The sequence below is a fragment of the Paenibacillus sp. OAS669 genome (genome assembly GCF_014873645.1).
Lineage (GTDB): Bacteria > Bacillota > Bacilli > Paenibacillales > NBRC-103111 > Paenibacillus_S > Paenibacillus_S vulneris.
Map to the genome: position 1 here is coordinate 114,800 of NZ_JADBDR010000014.1, position 16,777 is coordinate 131,576.

13 protein-coding genes are annotated in these 16,777 nt (G+C 44.8%); 12 read left to right on the forward strand and 1 reads right to left on the reverse strand.

Annotated features, from left to right (window positions below; translation table 11 throughout):
- Nucleotides 1-21 precede the first annotated feature (21 nt).
- From GGC63_RS25835 to GGC63_RS25860, 6 genes are all read left to right on the forward strand, one after another.
- Nucleotides 22-582 (forward strand): ferric reductase-like transmembrane domain-containing protein, encoded by a 561-nt coding sequence (locus tag GGC63_RS25835; protein WP_192704772.1) that lies wholly within the window; start codon nucleotides 22-24, stop codon nucleotides 580-582.
- Between the two features lie 415 nt (nucleotides 583-997).
- A complete protein-coding gene (gene eis, locus GGC63_RS25840) occupies nucleotides 998-2,209 on the forward strand; it encodes an enhanced intracellular survival protein Eis (protein WP_079913364.1) in 1,212 nt (403 codons plus the stop codon).
- Nucleotides 2,210-2,331: 122 nt separating this feature from the next.
- Complete coding sequence (locus GGC63_RS25845) at nucleotides 2,332-2,673, forward strand: MmcQ/YjbR family DNA-binding protein (protein ID WP_079913237.1); 342 nt, start codon at nucleotides 2,332-2,334, stop codon at nucleotides 2,671-2,673.
- A gap of 293 nt (nucleotides 2,674-2,966) precedes the next feature.
- Nucleotides 2,967-3,653: an ArsR/SmtB family transcription factor gene (locus tag GGC63_RS25850; protein ID WP_192704773.1), complete on the forward strand. Its 687-nt coding sequence runs from the start codon at nucleotides 2,967-2,969 to the stop codon at nucleotides 3,651-3,653.
- Between the two features lie 90 nt (nucleotides 3,654-3,743).
- Nucleotides 3,744-4,349: a flavin reductase family protein gene (locus tag GGC63_RS25855; protein ID WP_192704774.1), complete on the forward strand. Its 606-nt coding sequence runs from the start codon at nucleotides 3,744-3,746 to the stop codon at nucleotides 4,347-4,349.
- 225 nt (nucleotides 4,350-4,574) lie between these two features.
- Nucleotides 4,575-5,708, forward strand: coding sequence for a helix-turn-helix domain-containing protein (locus tag GGC63_RS25860; protein ID WP_192704775.1), 1,134 nt, complete (start codon nucleotides 4,575-4,577; stop codon nucleotides 5,706-5,708).
- Here GGC63_RS25860 and GGC63_RS25865 read toward each other — a convergent pair.
- Nucleotides 5,689-7,311, reverse strand: a complete 1,623-nt coding sequence (locus tag GGC63_RS25865) for a sensor histidine kinase (protein WP_192704776.1) — start codon at nucleotides 7,309-7,311, stop codon at nucleotides 5,689-5,691. The genes GGC63_RS25860 and GGC63_RS25865 overlap by 20 nt on opposite strands.
- Nucleotides 7,312-7,740: 429 nt before the next feature.
- On the opposite strand from GGC63_RS25865, the gene GGC63_RS25870 reads away from it, so the two are divergent.
- The 6 genes from GGC63_RS25870 (at nucleotide 7,741) to GGC63_RS25895 (ending at nucleotide 16,771) form a co-directional block, all read left to right on the forward strand.
- Nucleotides 7,741-9,339, forward strand: a complete 1,599-nt coding sequence (locus GGC63_RS25870; RefSeq protein WP_192704777.1) for an ABC transporter substrate-binding protein — start codon at nucleotides 7,741-7,743, stop codon at nucleotides 9,337-9,339.
- Nucleotides 9,340-9,444: 105 nt separating this feature from the next.
- Nucleotides 9,445-10,425, forward strand: coding sequence for an ABC transporter permease (locus GGC63_RS25875; protein WP_192704778.1), 981 nt, complete (start codon nucleotides 9,445-9,447; stop codon nucleotides 10,423-10,425).
- A 32-nt stretch (nucleotides 10,426-10,457) separates the two neighbouring features.
- Nucleotides 10,458-11,360 (forward strand): carbohydrate ABC transporter permease, encoded by a 903-nt coding sequence (locus GGC63_RS25880; RefSeq protein ID WP_192704779.1) that lies wholly within the window; start codon nucleotides 10,458-10,460, stop codon nucleotides 11,358-11,360.
- A gap of 25 nt (nucleotides 11,361-11,385) precedes the next feature.
- Nucleotides 11,386-12,990 carry an alpha-L-arabinofuranosidase C-terminal domain-containing protein gene (locus GGC63_RS25885; protein ID WP_192704780.1) on the forward strand — a complete coding sequence of 535 codons (1,605 nt, stop codon included), beginning with the start codon at nucleotides 11,386-11,388 and terminating at the stop codon, nucleotides 12,988-12,990.
- A gap of 29 nt (nucleotides 12,991-13,019) precedes the next feature.
- Nucleotides 13,020-14,567 carry a carboxylesterase/lipase family protein gene (locus tag GGC63_RS25890; protein ID WP_192704781.1) on the forward strand — a complete coding sequence of 516 codons (1,548 nt, stop codon included), beginning with the start codon at nucleotides 13,020-13,022 and terminating at the stop codon, nucleotides 14,565-14,567.
- Nucleotides 14,564-16,771: a hypothetical protein gene (locus GGC63_RS25895; RefSeq protein WP_192704782.1), complete on the forward strand. Its 2,208-nt coding sequence runs from the start codon at nucleotides 14,564-14,566 to the stop codon at nucleotides 16,769-16,771. The genes GGC63_RS25890 and GGC63_RS25895 overlap by 4 nt, the downstream gene beginning before the upstream one ends.
- The last annotated feature ends 6 nt before the right edge of the window (nucleotides 16,772-16,777 follow it).

The window sequence follows — 16,777 nt, forward strand, 5'->3', positions numbered from 1 at the left end:
GAAGGGATAGGAGGAATCACTATGCTGCAAACTATCGTTAACTTACCGATCTGGCAGATTATTCGCTCATTAGGAATCGTATCTTATTTGTTTCTTGCTATCGGGATTTGTCTCGGCATATCCTATAGCATGCCAATCTTACCTGTAACTTGGAAAAAAAACATGTACAAGCTGCATAACTTCTTTACGCTGGCAGGCGCTGGAATCGGTTCGCTGCATGGCATTATTACAGTGATCGATGCATATATGCCGTATACATGGATAGAAGTATTGGTTCCTTTTACGTCAAAGCAACATCCGATTTTGAATGGGCTCGGCACGATTTCCGGTTACCTTATGCTGATTGTGATCCTCACAACGGACCTCCGCAATAAGCTGAAAAAGTCTGTATGGTTCGTACTTCACTTAATGGCATATCCGTCATTTTTCATGGCCTTCATTCACGGATATTACTTGGGTACAGACACCAGCAATTCAGCGGTTCATATGATGTATCTCGTTACCCTAGCTGCTGTATTAGGTGTATCCGTGATTCGCGGCTTCGTTCACGGCAAAGCTAGCCCTTCCCAAGCAACGAACTAAGCCTTGGTGTCCCAAGGCTCTTTTATTTTACAATCTCCTGAGAGCTAGTCTGCAGGTTTGAAAATATGCACTTTCGGACCATTGAGTTCCAGGCAATTTCCACAGGACCTCACGTTAAATAGAAACCCACTTTAAAGGTACACGAAATGGTGAGTGAAACAGAACGCGAAATCCTTGTACAGATATAGTGACGGTAACTTACCGGGCTATATCTGGTTTTAAAGTGTGGCTATTGTCCATTATTAATTAAGAGCAGTAGTTTATTATCATTCGGTATTTAATGGGTTATAATTGAATTATACAAGCATTAAGAAACATCAGGGCATTTGTTCGCCATCTTTTATAATTATCCTCGAGGATAGGGTATACTTGTCGTACCTTCCCTTGCACTAAATATTAAGAAAGCGGGATTTGTATGAGTCGAAAGAAAGAACTGAAAATGAAGAAATTGGGAATTGAGCATTTGGAACAGTATAGTCAATTACTTAAATATGTTTTTCAAGTGACTCGTAAAGATCTATACCAAATCGGTTGGGAAGAGGAAGAGATGATTCAAGCCTATTCCCCTATACTTCAACAAGCCGATGTCTGGGGATGGTTTGACAAAGAAAAGTTGGTTTCTCAATTGGCTGTTTACCCATTCCAGGTCAGGATATTCAACAAAACGTATGATATGGGCGGGTTAACAAGCGTCGGGACTTTTCCTGAATATTCTGGTCAAGGTCTCATGAATAAGCTAATTTATCAAGCGCTAGAAAAGATGAAAGAAAGAAAACAATCCATTTCTTACTTGTACCCCTATTCCATTCCATATTATCGTAGAAAAGGGTGGGAAATTATAAGCGACAAGATTACTTTTGAAGTTCACGATTATCAACTACCTAAAATGAAACAAGTTTCCGGGGATGTTGAAAGAGCTACCGCTGACAGTGATGAGGTTAAACAAGCCTACAAACGATTTGCATTACGAACTCATGGGGCGATGCTGCGGAATGAATTAGCCTGGAATGAATATTGGCTTTGGGATTCAGACGACTTAATGGCAGCGATTTACTACAACGAAAAGCACGAACCTGATGGCTATATTCTTTATTGGATAGAAGATGAAGTATTTCATATCAAAGATATGATCTTTCTTCATGAAGAAGCCCGCATCGGACTTTGGAACTTTATTAGTGCGCATTTTTCGATGATAACAAAAGTTATTGGTCACACACACACAGATGAACCTTTAGCGTTCTTACTTGAAGATGCAGATATAAAAGAAACAATTTCACCCTATTACATGGCACGTATTGTTGATGTTGTACAGTTTATTGAACAATATCCGTTTAAGCCGGATACCGAGAAAAGAGAATGGATCTTTAAGCTGGAAGACCCCCTTCTTACATGGAACCAAGGAACTTTCGCACTACGGATCTCCCCCTCAGGAAAAGGAGAAATCAATCGTACACTAGAGCACAGCAGCTCCAGAATTGATATTCAAACTTTGACAACTATGCTGCTTGGATACAAACGTCCGGATTATTTGAGTAAAATCGGACGGATCACATGCACCTCTGAGACGTTAGATATGCTTGAAGATGCGATTGAACAACAAACACCATATTTCTCGGATTATTTCTAAAAAACAACTTGCCAATTTGAATTCTCCCTGAGGCGAAAATGAAACAAGGATTGGATGAGATTTCAGCATGGTAAGCACGAAACAAGATCGATGAAAGACATCGCAGGCAGGAGTAGACCAGAATGAAAATAGAGGAGATCGTAGAATACTGTTTATCCTATCCAGGGTCTTATGAAGACCACCCCTTCGGAGAAGGATGGACGGCTATACGCCATAAAGAAAACAAGAAGTTATTCGCCTTGATTTTCAACCGAGATGAACATCTTTGCGTTAACCTTAAATGTGATCCTGAACGATCCGATTTTCTTCGACAAGCATTTAAGGAAGTCAAGCCAGGGTACCATATGAATAAAGAGCACTGGAATACAGTGATTCTGGATGAAGGACTTCCGGAAGATGATCTTCATGACATGGTAAGGCATAGTTTTGAACTCACAAGACCTAAACGTAAAACCAAAGAATAGTGCGGATAAACCTTAAGGGGCTCCCGATTCAGGTTTGAGTAGCTTGACAAGGTGTCGGGTACTAGTCTAATAAACCAATCTATTTTAAGCCGCTTGCCTTAAGCGGCGTTTTGTTTTTGGCCGGGGGAACTTTAGAGACCCGACTGATCGTCGCCGCTGGGTAAAGAAGGAACTTTTGCTCCCGAACACCGAGCCGCAATGCTGGAATACTTTACTTGAAACTTCGTCCGCCATCGAATTGTAATTGTGGTACGATATTCATACAACATGTTAATCGAACAGGAGGGGAAACGATGGTGGCAAAACCGAATATCGTTGAAGTGGCAGCGCTCATCGGTGACGCTTCGCGGGTCACGATGCTTTCAGAAATGTTAGGAGGTAAAGCTCTTCCGGCAAGCGAGTTGGCGCGTATCGCGCGTATTACGCCACAAACGGCAAGCTCGCATCTGGCAAAATTGGTCGAGGGTGGACTGCTCTCCATGGAAACAAGCGGCCGACACCGCTATTATCGGTTGGCCGGACCCGAAGTTGCCTATGCACTTGAAGCTCTCAATGCTATCGCAACGCAAAAGCCGAGCCAGTCACTCAAGGAATACGATCGCTTAAAAGTGCTGCGGTATGCCCGTACTTGTTACGACCACATCGCGGGAGAAGTGGGTGTCAGGCTGACGGATCAGTTACTTGCTTTAGGAATGATTGACCGATCAGGTCGAGACTTTGTCGTTAGCGAACGGGGTTATGAGCGATTCAGGAAATTCGGCATCGATGTAGATAATGTAAAAAAAGAGCGTCGCCATTTTGCCAGGCAATGTTTAGATTGGAGTGAAAGAAGGCACCACATCGCCGGTAGTCTTGGCGCCGCAATGACCAACAGATTGTTTGAACTCGAATGGATTGTACGTATTCCCGGCGGACGTGCAATCCGCGTAACGGAAGCGGGTTTGAATGGCTTGGCTAACGAATTTTGCCTGAAACTTTGACAAGCAAATCACTTCAATTAACACATAACATTCATCATTCGATGAAGGGCGAATGGTTTTCCGGCTATAATGCTCGTTGAGGTGAGTAAAATGAATAAACAAATAAAAACAGCAATTCGGGCCATTCAACCCAAAATATTGTATTTTGGTACTCCAGTCGTATTGCTTTCAACTTTGAATGAGGACGGGACGACAAATCTCACACCCATGTCATCAGCTTGGGCACTGGGGAACCGCATCGTTCTTGGGCTTGGCGAAGGTGGGAAAGGGGCGGCCAATTTGCTCCGCTGCGGGGAATGCGTTGTCAACCTGCCAGATGCTTCCCACTGGGAACATGTTGAGAAGCTAGCCAAATTAACCGGCGCGAACCCGGTACCTGACTACAAGCAGGAACTGTACCGATTTGAGCACGACAAATTTTCAGCTGGTAGTTTCACACCGCTTGCTTCAGATGTAGTGCGACCGCAACGAGTGGAGGAGTGTCCTTTGCAAATTGAGGCCAAAGTCGTCAACCTCTACGATACAGACGGATTTACCATCATCGAGGTAGAGGCACAAAAAGTCCATGCTCACGAAGCGATTATGCTAAATGAACAGCATATTAATCCAACTGCATGGAACCCGCTCATTTACAACTTTCGCCACTACTTTGGTCTAGATCAGGAGTTGGGCAAGACCTTTAAGTCAGAAACATGATGAACATGGTTATCTCGTTTTTGACAACCATTCAATCATTCAGCAATGGATAGGGCAGGGGATGTCCCACAGGCTCAATATCCTTCTTTGCACCTCGACTACAGTAATGTCAACTTTGATTTTACATCCGTATTTATGGTATGATTTTCCTTAATGAGGCTCTTATCTTTGGGTGATGTGTTATGGGTAAAACACAATATCTACCAAAGAATAAGAGCCTTTTTCATGAGCGTCGCATTTCGAAATAAGGGAGGGTTTGCATTGCTTAGAGTTATCTTTGTAGACGACGAACCCTGGGCTTTGACAGGAATCAAAAATATTATTGACTGGAATAAGGAGGGATTTGAAGTCATCGAAACCTTTTTAGATCCGCGGCAGGCAATTGATAGCCTTCCGCGAATTCAGCCAGATATCGTCTTTACCGATATACGAATGCCGGGAATGACCGGACTTGATCTGGTCAAGGAATCCAGAGAAAAAGGAATTCATTCTGAGTTTGTGATCGTAAGCGCTTATAGCGATTTCGAGGTGGCCCGCGGGGCTTTGCAATATGATGTATTTCACTATATTCTTAAACCTCTTGACCGGGATGAAGTAGGGACAGTGGCGGATAGGCTAAGAAAAAAACTTAATTCCGGCAAACACCCAGTCCTGATGGAGGTTTTTCAAACAGGCAAACTCATGAGTAAAAAACAAAGAGAGGTGCTTGTAGCTGCTGCAATCCATAATCATTGTTACGTTGCAGTTGCCGATTCCAAAGATTACAACCTGCCCCATAAGAAGGACATCTATGTTGAACAATTTTTGCTTAGTGATGGAACACGCCTCTACCTGCTTTCATCAAAGCAGAGTCTGGAGCCCCTTTTCAATCAATGGAGGATGTCTGCTGCCGCGTGCGGGGTAAGCTTAGGAATAAGTGTGCAGCGTCCAGGTTTTGAAGATTTCGATAATATGTTATCTGAAGCTGTCTGTGCTGCTCAACTGGAAATTGATTATTCTGCAAACTCTATAGTATCAGCGATCCAGGTATACCTTAGCAAAAATTATCAAAATGAGCTTTCACTTAGTGAGATCTCTGAACGATTCTATTTATCCGAAACATACTTATGCGAGCTTTTCAAGAAGCAAACAGGGGTTACACTAACAGGTTTTTTGACTGCGATCAGAATGAAGAGGGCGGCACACCTTCTTGTGGAAAACGAAGCACCTGTACAACAAGTGGCGGATAAGGTAGGTTATTCAGACTATGGATATTTTGGAAGGATATTCAAACGATTTTTCGGATTTACTCCCAGTAAGTACCGAAAAATTCAGCATGCGGCCATCATCAATAAAAACTTCAGTGCGTTGGAAGAGTAAAATTCGGGCTTAGTAATGTGAGCGCTTTAGGTACGCGGATGATGACTTTAGTGTAGTGCCCCTTAACAGAGCGGACCTCAAAACGATATTGGTCACCATAGCTGTTCTTTAGACGCTGCTGGATATTATAAAGACCTATACTCGTTTCTCCGTGTGAGGTATTATCGTTTATTGGCTGGGTAAAGTTATTTATTTTTCGGAGCTCATCACCGGAGATGCCGGCGCCATTATCGGCAATGTTCAATAAAAGGGATCCATCTTCTTGAAGCCGGCCTGATATTTTTATGATGCAGGGTGGTTTTTTTTCAGCAAATCCATGTTTAATGGAGTTTTCAACGATAGGCTGGAGAAACATGGCATGCATAGGATGGTTCATGGCCTCATCCTGAATATCCAGCTTTATTGTGTATTTCCCCGGAAAACGCTGGCTCATTACCTTCACATAATCGCAGGTGTGTTTTATTTCGTCTTGAAGGGTCACGATGGTTCCAGTGCTTACCGAATAACGGAACATGCTGGCCATGGATATGCAGATATCTTCAATGCTTCTGACACCATAGACTTGGGCCATGCTTCGTACACACTCCAAGGTATTAAAAAGAAAGTGTGGATTTATTTGGCTTCTGTATGAGAGCAATTCGGCCTTTTGCTGGGCAATCATGGATTGGTACAGATTCTGCTGGGATTTTCTAATCTCTTTTTGGGAAATATCAATTCGCTCCAGCATTTCATTGATATCCTCGGCAAGTCTGGCAAGTTCGACCGTTTTCGGTACACGCACCCTGGTTACATCTTTCCGCAAAGTAAGATTTCTCATATCACTGATAATCTGATCTATAGGATTGGTCACGGAACGGAGCACAAGCTGCATCTGGAAAAAAAGCAGAAGTCCGGCAACAAGAATAATAAAGATACCGATACTTCTTATAGGAATCAGATCGCCAATCAGGGAATGTCTCGTGGCCAGAGAAACAAAACGCCATCCGAATTCGGGTACCGATACGGAGCTGGTGAGAAATTTTTCTCCATTGACGTCCGCCTTGCCCCGGCCCTCTTTAGCGTTTAGCAATATAGACTTCTCTACTTCATTCATTTCCCTGCTAGAATTTATGATTTTATCTTCAAATATGAGTGCAGTTAGACCATCGCTGGATATTCCGGTGCTAAGTTCGCCTGTAAATGATTTCAAATCGACTACGACTGTACATAATGCTATATTTTTTTTCTCGCTATATCCTTCTAATATGGAACGGACAGGGAGAATGTACAGAAAGAAGGGTCCGTTATTGCCGCCGTTATTATCGAAGAATACATTACTAACGATCGGATTGCGCAGTGTGATATCTTGAACCAGTCCGTTTTCCGCCATCGCCTTTTCTCGAATCTCACGGAAAATATCGCTAATATAAAAGTTATTCCTATTTCGGGATGTAAGGACAATGCTTTTTATATTTTTGCTGCCATAAGTGGAGTCATATAGAACCTCGGTAGCTGAAGTCTTCAATTTAAAAAATTCGGATGGATCATCCGTTAACAGGAACTGCTGAACAGCCGTAGAGTAAGACACCCGCTTGGCGGCCCTGTCGATTTCATTGATAGCCATACCAAGTCTCCGGTCCATCTCATCGGACAGGAGCTCAAAGGTTTGATAAGACCGGCGCTCAATGATGGATTCGAACCCCATATTGTATATGATGATTAAACCTCCCATGGAGATAAGAAATAGAAGTGTGCTTCCTATAATCCGGCCCCGAATTGACTTGAACTTACCAACCCTCATCATAGAAAAACTCCTTCAAATAAATTGATGAACGCCAAATAATATGCCTTTATTATATAGAAGATCAGAGAATATTCGCAATATTCCGAATATAATCCTATTTCAACCTAATCCAATGCATATCGTGGTTTGCTTGCACTTGCTAAAATTTATCTATGAAAGCGATTACTTTTGAAGCAAAGTCCAAGGAAAACGTGTTGCCGATTCGATTGCGGGTTTGAACAAGGGACTTAATATAAGGGAGGATGAAGCATGACCATGTTAAGGAAATTAGTATGTTTTGGAACGGCTGTATCCATGATCCTTACTATTGCAGCATGCAGCAGTGACTCAGGCAATCAGCCTGATCCTAAAAGTAACGACAGTTCCAAGCGTGTCAAACTAACAATGGCGTCCGTACAAGGAATCGAAGGGTTTAATTACACCAATGGCGATGCCCTTGCCAAGTATTATTCCGATAAGTTCAATTATGAGTTGGACATGACGGCACTGAACTGGGATAACTGGAACGAAAGACTCCGGATATGGATCAACTCAGGCGATATGCCGGATATTGCCGTATATAACTATATTCATGCGGATGCCGCCGCTTTTGTCGATCAGGGACTTATCAAAAAGCTTCCCGACAACTGGAAAACCCGTTGGCCTAATGTAGCCAAAGTGTTTGACAAAACGTCACTCGGGCCTCAGATGGAAAAGGTCTTCGGCGGGACTTATTTCATTCCAAGAGCACGTTTTATGAATAACTTGCCAGGAGATCCATTGTCGAATCATCCGGCCCTATTTATACGTAAAGATTGGGCTCAAGCTGTGGGGTTCCCTATCAAGTCCGCATACACGACCTCTGAGATTATTCAGTATGGCAAGCTGCTCAAGGAAAAAGATCCTGGAAAAGTAGGCGACAAATTAATTCCGCTTGCTGAAAATACGAATCATGCAGTTGACTTGTTTGTTGCACGAAACAGCACTTATTACAATAACTTCTACAAAGACAAAGACGGCAAGTATAAATGGGGCGGGGCTTCTGAGGATACTTTGAAAGGGCTTAAGGTGTTCTCTGAAGCCTACCGATCCGGTGTCCTTAGCAAGGACTTCTTCACTGTGAAAAACGAAGAGCATGGCTCCTACTTTAATGTCAAAGGCAATGCAGGAGCAACCTACTTCCAGGCACCGACATCAGCTCTTCAGGTATATTTTGATGATTTTCAATCTAATACAAAGCTTGATTCTTATCAAAACATCCATATGGCTATTATTCTGGGAGAAGATGGAAACTATCATCAGGAAGACCTGATTAATTTCTGGGGCACTATTGTCTTTAATCCGAAAATATCCAATGAAAAGTTTGAGCGTTATATGGATGTCCTCGATTATAACGCTACTCCAGAGGGCAATACAATTACCAATATGGGGTTAAAGGATGTGGACTGGACTTATGACAGTAATGGCAAAGTAAAATCGCTCTACGATCAAGTGAAAGAAGGCAAGCCGCTTGGCGGAGCAAACGGAAAGTATCCTTCCAATGGTTATCTGCTAGGCAGTACGATACTGTTTGACGATTTCGCATTCGACAATCCCAATACCGACCAAAGATTAAGGGATTTGTCCAGGCAGCTTTATGCTGAAAAATCGAAAAAAGGCACTCCAAACACTTTTACAAAAGTGAACTGGGATCTATACACCTACGATTCGCCAAGCAAAAGAAGAGCCCAAATCGATTACAATACAGAGTACGCTAATCTTGTTACTATGCAAGGGGGTATAGAGGCAAACTGGAAGAAATGGGTGGAATCGAAGATGTCAATCATCCAGCCGGTTCTTGATGAACTGAACTCAAAATTGGCTAAATAGTCAGCCAATACCTTTCAAATCATTAGACTCGGGTAGCTGCGGTGGATCCGATAAGATTTGCCCCAGCTACTTCATTTAGATCCATTCTGGCAGAAGGGGGATTGTATGGAGAATCTAGTAGCGGAAAAGAAGAAGGCAGCCTTGGAAACGAATCATTCATCTTTATTGAGTCGCGTAGTAAGGTCCAGGGAAGTTTACCTCCTGCTGTTACCGGGAGTCATATGGTATATCATCTTTGCTTATATTCCCATGTATGGGTTAACATTAGCATTTAAAACATATAAAGCTAATCTTGGAATCTTTGGCAGTCCGTGGATTGGGCTTGATAATTATATCTATGTTTTTAGAGATCCCGCTTTTATTGAATCGATTTGGAAGACACTGTGGATTAACGCAGGACGGATCCTATTTCAGTTCCCCATTCCGATTATATTGGCTCTTATGTTGAATGAGGTGCGTGTGAACAGATATAAAAAGGCTATACAAACGATTTATACCTTCCCCCACTTCTTATCCTGGATTATCGTTGCCAGCATTATGATTAATACTTTAAATACTCAAGGTATGGTAAACGGTATTATCAAAATGTTGGGATGGGAAGCAGTGAATTTTCTAGGCTCCACACAAATATTTCAGCCTTTGTTATATATTACTGAGAACTGGAAGTCGTCGGGGTGGGTCATGATCATCTATCTGGCAGCTATTGCAGGGATTGATACGGAACAGTATGAATCCGCTCAGCTCGACGGTGCAAGCCGTTTGCAGACGATGTGGTATATCACCCTTCCAGGTATACAAAGCACCATTGTTGTTATGTTGATTTTATCTGTTGGAAATCTGATGAATGCGGGATTTGATCAGATTTTTAATATCAGTAATGCTGCAACTGCTAAAGCCGGTGAAATCCTGGATATGTATATTTATCGAATTACATTTCAGTCTGCTGCCGACTTCTCTTTCTCAAGTGCAGTAAGTTTGTTCCGGTCTGTAATCAACTTTGCTCTGCTGCTATTCGCTGATCGGGTTTGTAAATGGCTTGGTGCGGAAGGACTTTTTCCGTCCAGGAAAAAGACGGTTCGGGCATAAATCGGATGCGAATATGGGAAAGGAAAGTGAATATGGCGGACATTAGATCCATACCGAAGAAAGCTTATCGTCATAATCAAATACAATTGCTGGATTTTGTTTTGTTGGTTATTCTCACCTTGTTGGCTATCGCCATCATATTACCGTTTATCAACGTTACTGCAATCTCTTTATCCACGCAGCAGGAATATTTGAAAAGAACGGTGTTGTTAATACCAACGGAAATTACACTTGAAAATTTCAAGGCCTTGTTTGAAGACGGACGCATATGGGTGGGCTATCGTACTACATTGCTGCTCCTTGTAATCGGATTGCCACTCAACATGTTTCTGACGACCAGTATGGCTTATGGGCTAAGCCGCCCTGATTTTCCGTTTAAGCGATTTTTCGTTTATTTTGTTGTCGTTACTCTGTTGTTTCATGGCGGTATTGTCCCCATGTACCTGTTAATGAAGCAGCTGCAATTAATTAATACCATTTGGTCTGTTGTGCTGGCTTATGGAGTGAATTCGTTTTATTTGATCATCATGATGAACTATTTCATGTCGTTACCGATATCGCTTATGGAGTCGGCTAAGCTTGACGGAGCAGGTGAATGGCGGATCCTCTTTAATATCATATTGCCGTTATCCATGCCTATCATTGCAACAATCTTGTTGTTTTATGCCGTGGACCGTTGGAATGAGTGGTTTAATGCAATGATATTTATCAGGAAAGGCAACCTTGTTGTCCTGCAGCTTGCTTTACGGTCTATTGTTATCGATTCTCAGATCAGTCAGCAGATGAATATTTCGAATGTACAAACCGATGTTAAGTTTTCGGAAGGTATGAAAATGGCTGCAATTATTGTAACGATGATTCCTATCATGTGTGTATTTCCTTTTTTGCAAAAGCACTTTGTCAAAGGCATGCTGGTAGGGGCAATCAAAGCCTAATTCATTCAAGAAATGAGGGTCTTTAATGGTAAAGAAGGCGAAAGTGACCGTACAGCCGGATTATAAGATAGGTAGGGTAGATAAACGCCTGTTTGGTGCGTTTCTCGAGCCGATCGGCAGTTGGGTATACGGAGGGATCTATAATCCCAAGCACCCAACTGCAGATGACATGGGTTTTCGGACGGATGTAATAGACGCTGTCAAGGAATTTGATCTTCCAGCCCTTCGCTTTCCCGGAGGCAACTGGGTTTCGGGCTGGGACTGGAAGGATTCTATCGGACCGGTTGAAAACCGTAAGGCACAGCTGGATCTGGCGTGGTTCCAGGTTGAGCCGAATATTATCGGCCATGATGAGTATATAGAGTGGACCAAACGTGTCAATACGGAACCGATGTACACTCTCAATCTCGGTACGGAAGGTATCAAGAGCGCCGCACACTTGGTAGAGTATTCCCGTCATATCGGCGGCACCTATTGGTCTGACCTGCGTAAGAAGTATAGGCACCCCGAGCCTTATCCCATCAAGACCTGGTATCTTGGGAATGAAATGGACGGCCATTGGCAGATTGGTTCCTGGGAAAAGGATCCGGTTGGCTTCGGCATTCGTACCCATGAGATTTCCAAAATGGTCAAATGGATTGACAACAAGGCGGAAACCGTTTTTGCGGGTACCTCCGACCATTACAAGCATTTCCCCGAATGGGAAATGACGGCGCTTGAGCAGTGCTACGAATCGGTAGACTACGTATCCCTGCACCATTACCACTCTGCGCCGGAGGGCGACATCGCCAATTATCTTAACATTTCCTCCGTATTTGAGAACTATATCAAGACGACCATAGCCATTTGTGACTATCTGCAAACCAAGCTGCGTACGCCTAAGAAAATGTACATCTCCTTCGACGAATACGGCTGCAGCTTTGGCAAGCAGGGCGAGGTTCTCTTCGGACGCAGAGGCTGGCAGGATGTAACCAAGAGTTATGCCCAGTTTGCTCCCAGAGACAATGTCTTTACAAGATATGACCCGGAGCATTATGTCGAGCGAAGGTTTGGTTCCCACCAAATGCTGAATGCCCTTGCCATGTCTTCCGTGCTTCTGACTTTCCTGCGTCATGCGGATCGGATCAAGATAGGCTGTATGACCGGCGGAATTCGAAACGCCCTGGCATTTAACGGCGCACATGTGTGGAAGAATGCGGCATATTATCCATACTACCAGATGAATAAGCTTGCCCGCGACGGCATCTCGATCCTGCCCGTGGTCGATGGACCGACCTTCAACACCGAGCAATTTGCCCTTACAGGCTCTAATCAGTGCCATGCCTATGAAAATGTTCAAGCTATTGAAGCTGCCGCAGTACAAAATGAGGAAAAGGGCGAGGTCTACATCTTTATCATCAACCGGGGGATTGAGGATGACATCGAGGTTAACCTGGACGTTCGGGGCTTTGATGGTTATAGGTTCGCCGAGCATATTGAGATGTACACCGATGATCTGAAAAAGGGGAATAGCTTCGAGAATCAGGAAGCGATAAAGCCCACGAAAAATTTCGAAACGAAAATGGAAAACGGTAAAGTAATAGCCTTGACCCAAAAGCTTTCATGGAATGTCTTTCGCCTTATGAAATAGATAAATCATTGAAGAGAGGGGCATCAAGTATGCTTAGAGTTGTGAAGGTTGAAAATGGTATCGTACAGGGGCTGCCGGCGGCCGACCCCCGTATAACAAGTTTCAAAGGGATTCCATTTGCCGCACCCCCTGTGGGTGAAAATCGCTGGCGTGCCCCACAGCCTGCTAAAGATTGGGAAGGTGTGTTGAAAGCATACGATTTCGCGCCGGTTTCGATGCAGGTAAGACAAAAGATCGATGTAAATAACATCTATACCAGGGAATGGGCTGTGGACCCGGACATCCCCATGGACGAGGATTGCCTCTATCTGAATGTGTGGACCCCGGCTAACACTCCCGATGAGCAGCTGCCGGTGTTTGTATGGTACTTCGGCGGCGGGCTGCAGGTCGGTCATACGGCTGAGATGGAGTTTGACGGCGAACGCATCGCACGCAGAGGCATCGTGGTGGTAACGATTAACTATCGTCTGAACGTGTTCGGATTTTTATGCCACCCGGAAATAACGGCAGAAGCTCCGGAAGCTCCCGCAAACTTCGGCCACCTTGATCAGCAGTTCGCTACGCAATGGGTCAAACGCAACATCGCGGCTTTTGGCGGCAATCCCGACAACATTACGATTGGCGGACAATCTGCCGGCGGCGGAAGCGTGATGAGCCAGCTCACTTCGCCTCAGAACGAAGGCCTTTTTCAGAGAGCTATTGTTCAGAGCGGTGTCTCAGCACCGCTTTACCCGGGAGGGCGTATGCCGAGAATTCGGCACAATCTGGTGGAGGCTGAGCAAGAGGGTCTGAAATTCTTTGAATTTATCGGAGCTTCCTCCCTTACAGAAGCCCGTAGACTTGATGCAGAATATCTCCGTGACAAAATGCTGGAATATAATAAGGGGTTTGGGTTCTGGGGCACCGTTGTTGATCAAGTATTCTGCATTGGCAACCCGTTTGATCTATTCCTAGAAAACAAGCGCCGAATGGTACCGGTTCTTTGGGGGCACACTTCGTCCGAATTTATCAGTGTTCCGAATGTCAAGACGCTGGAGGAATTCCGGCAATTGGCTGCCCATATGTTTGGCGAGGATTCCGAAGAGTTTGTTGCACTTTGCCAGGGACAGTCTGAAAACATAGATGAAATAGTGAAGAATGCTTCCGTGAGCGGTTTCGAATATGCAATCCGGATTGCCTCACAGGCCAATGCGGATACCGGAGCCAATATCCCGCTCTATTATTACAATTTTGATGCGGAAATACCCGGATGGGATAACCCTGGAACCTTCCACTCGGTGGATCTCTGGTTCTTCTTTGAAACTCTGGCCAAATGCTGGAGGCCATTTGTCGGCAAACATTATGATCTTGCCCGTCAGATGTGCAACTATTGGGCAAACTTCATCCGTTCCGGAGATCCGAATGGAAAAGACTCCACTGGAGAGGAGATGCCCCAATGGGAACCTTATACCCCTGAGGCACCGTACGGGATGGTATTTAAAGATAAACCAGAGTTTGCTAGGGAACAACCCGGCGATGTAATGAAATTTCTAGTGAAGCAATATTTCGATAAAAATAATAAGGGGATGTCCCTATGAAGCTGGTATGCGATGACTATGCTATTGTCTTTCAGGACGGCGGCGTTGAGGTACAAAAGGACGGAAAGCTTCTATATTTTAATAAACGTCCGATGTTTGTAACGGTAAAAACAACCGTTGCCCTTAGCGAGTTTTATGACAAAGCTTACTGCGAGATTTCTGCTTCCGGCGATACCATCACCGCCCAAGGTACATTAACCGTACCCTCCGGATCTGAATTTTCCTTTACAGATACTTATGAGGCAACTGGAGCCGGATTGAAGGTAAGCAGAAACGTCAAGGTGCTGAAAGCGGGAGGAGACCTTGGTTTTTCCACCAAGCTCTCCTTGGTCATGACAGATTCGGATGATCCGCATGACTATAACTGCTTCGCTCCCGGTGTATGGTATAAGCAAAACGAATTTGCGCGTGAGAATGCCTTTGGCAAAGACCTGGATTGCGAGTATTTCTGGCGGCTCGAGACCGCTTGTGCCCTGCCTTTGTTTGCCATGCAAAACTTCGCATCGGGCGAAATGGCGGCAATATCGCGTTGGACGTCAGACGTAACCATGCGGTCTCTGGATATTGCACAGGCTGCAAATCATGTAGATCCCAAATTTACCATTGGAGCCGTTGGCATGAGCAGGCCGGAAAGCAGAAGCATGAACTATATGTATTATGGTTTTGCCGTACGCAAGGATTTCGAGACGACGGTCGACGGCTTGTCTATCGATTATGTATACCCAGGCTGCGACGGTCAGATGCCTGCTGCAAGAAGGTATGCGGGACTTGACTTCAAAGATGAGTTCAAATCCTTCCAGCGCGTGAGCCACCCGGTGGAGGTCGGTTTTGAGCAAAACTACGCTGTGGCAGTAAATTTCGGACACTATAGCAGCTTCCAGCTGATGATGAGAGACATCTGGCGGATGACCTACGACCGGATGCGTGACAAGTTATTTGATGTAGATAATGGGCTCCATTTCCACAACTGCATGAAGATGCTCACCCAATATACGCAGCAGTACGGCGGTTCGTACGGGTTGCCCTTCTCCTGCCAACTGCCCGACATGGATGTATCCAGTGTTTCCTTCCAGTTCGGCTTTGTCGGACAACAGCCTGGTATTGGTTACCAGCTGCTGCGTTACGGCGACAAAGAAAACGTGCCCGAAGCGTTCGAAAAAGGCGTCAACATTATTGACTTTTGGGTACGGACGGCGATGACCGAGTCCGGTTTGCCGCATATGTGCTACCATCCCGGCATCCAGGAGTTTGAGCCGTATCCTCATTATATCCGGATGCTTGCCGACGGAATTGAGGCCATTCTGGATGCGTACCTCTATATGCGCAAGATAGGCGACGAGCGGCCGGCATGGCTGGAATTTTGCAGAAAAACCGCTGATTGGATTGTGAACATTCAGAATACAGACGGCAGTTTTTACCGTGCATACAATACTGACAGCTCCATCCGTATGGACTCCAAGGCCAACACGCCCAGCGTGATTCGTTTCTTGGTGCAGTTCTATCTGGTGTCGGGTGATGAAAGATATAAAGCCGCTGCGATCCAGGCGGGAGATTGGTCTTACGATAATGCCTACTTGAACATGGAATACCGTGGCGGAACCTGCGATAACATGGACATCATGGATAAAGAGGCCGGGATCTACGCTTTGTTCGGCTTCCTAGCCTTGTATGATTTGACCGGTGAGAAGAAGTGGCTGGAAGGCGCGATTGGCGCCGCCGATTATACCGAAACCTGGACCTATGCATGGACATTCCCTGTGACTACCCCTTGGCCGAAGCATCCATTCAACAAGTATTCCATCAGCGGGCAGAGCATTATCACTATCGGCGGGGGGGCCGATGTGTATATGGCCGCCTGTTCATATACCTATTACAGGCTGTATGTGATTACAGGCGACGAGCATTATCTCGATTTTGCCGAGTTCATCGATAAGAACACCCGACAGTCCAATGATGTGGACGGCAGCATTGGCTATATCATGCCTGGCTTGGGGCACGAATCAGGCAACTTTACCAGTCAAATCCTGCAAAGTCACTACCACTGGCTGCCTTGGTGCACTTATGTGGAAATCGACCCCTCATCAAGGCTATATGATACCTTTGGCGGCTATGAGATTGCAGATGCCCAAAAGCTCAGTCCGGAAGAGAGGGCCAAGCGAAACCGTATATACGATACATTTACTGAAATTCAGATTGGAAACTAGGGGGCT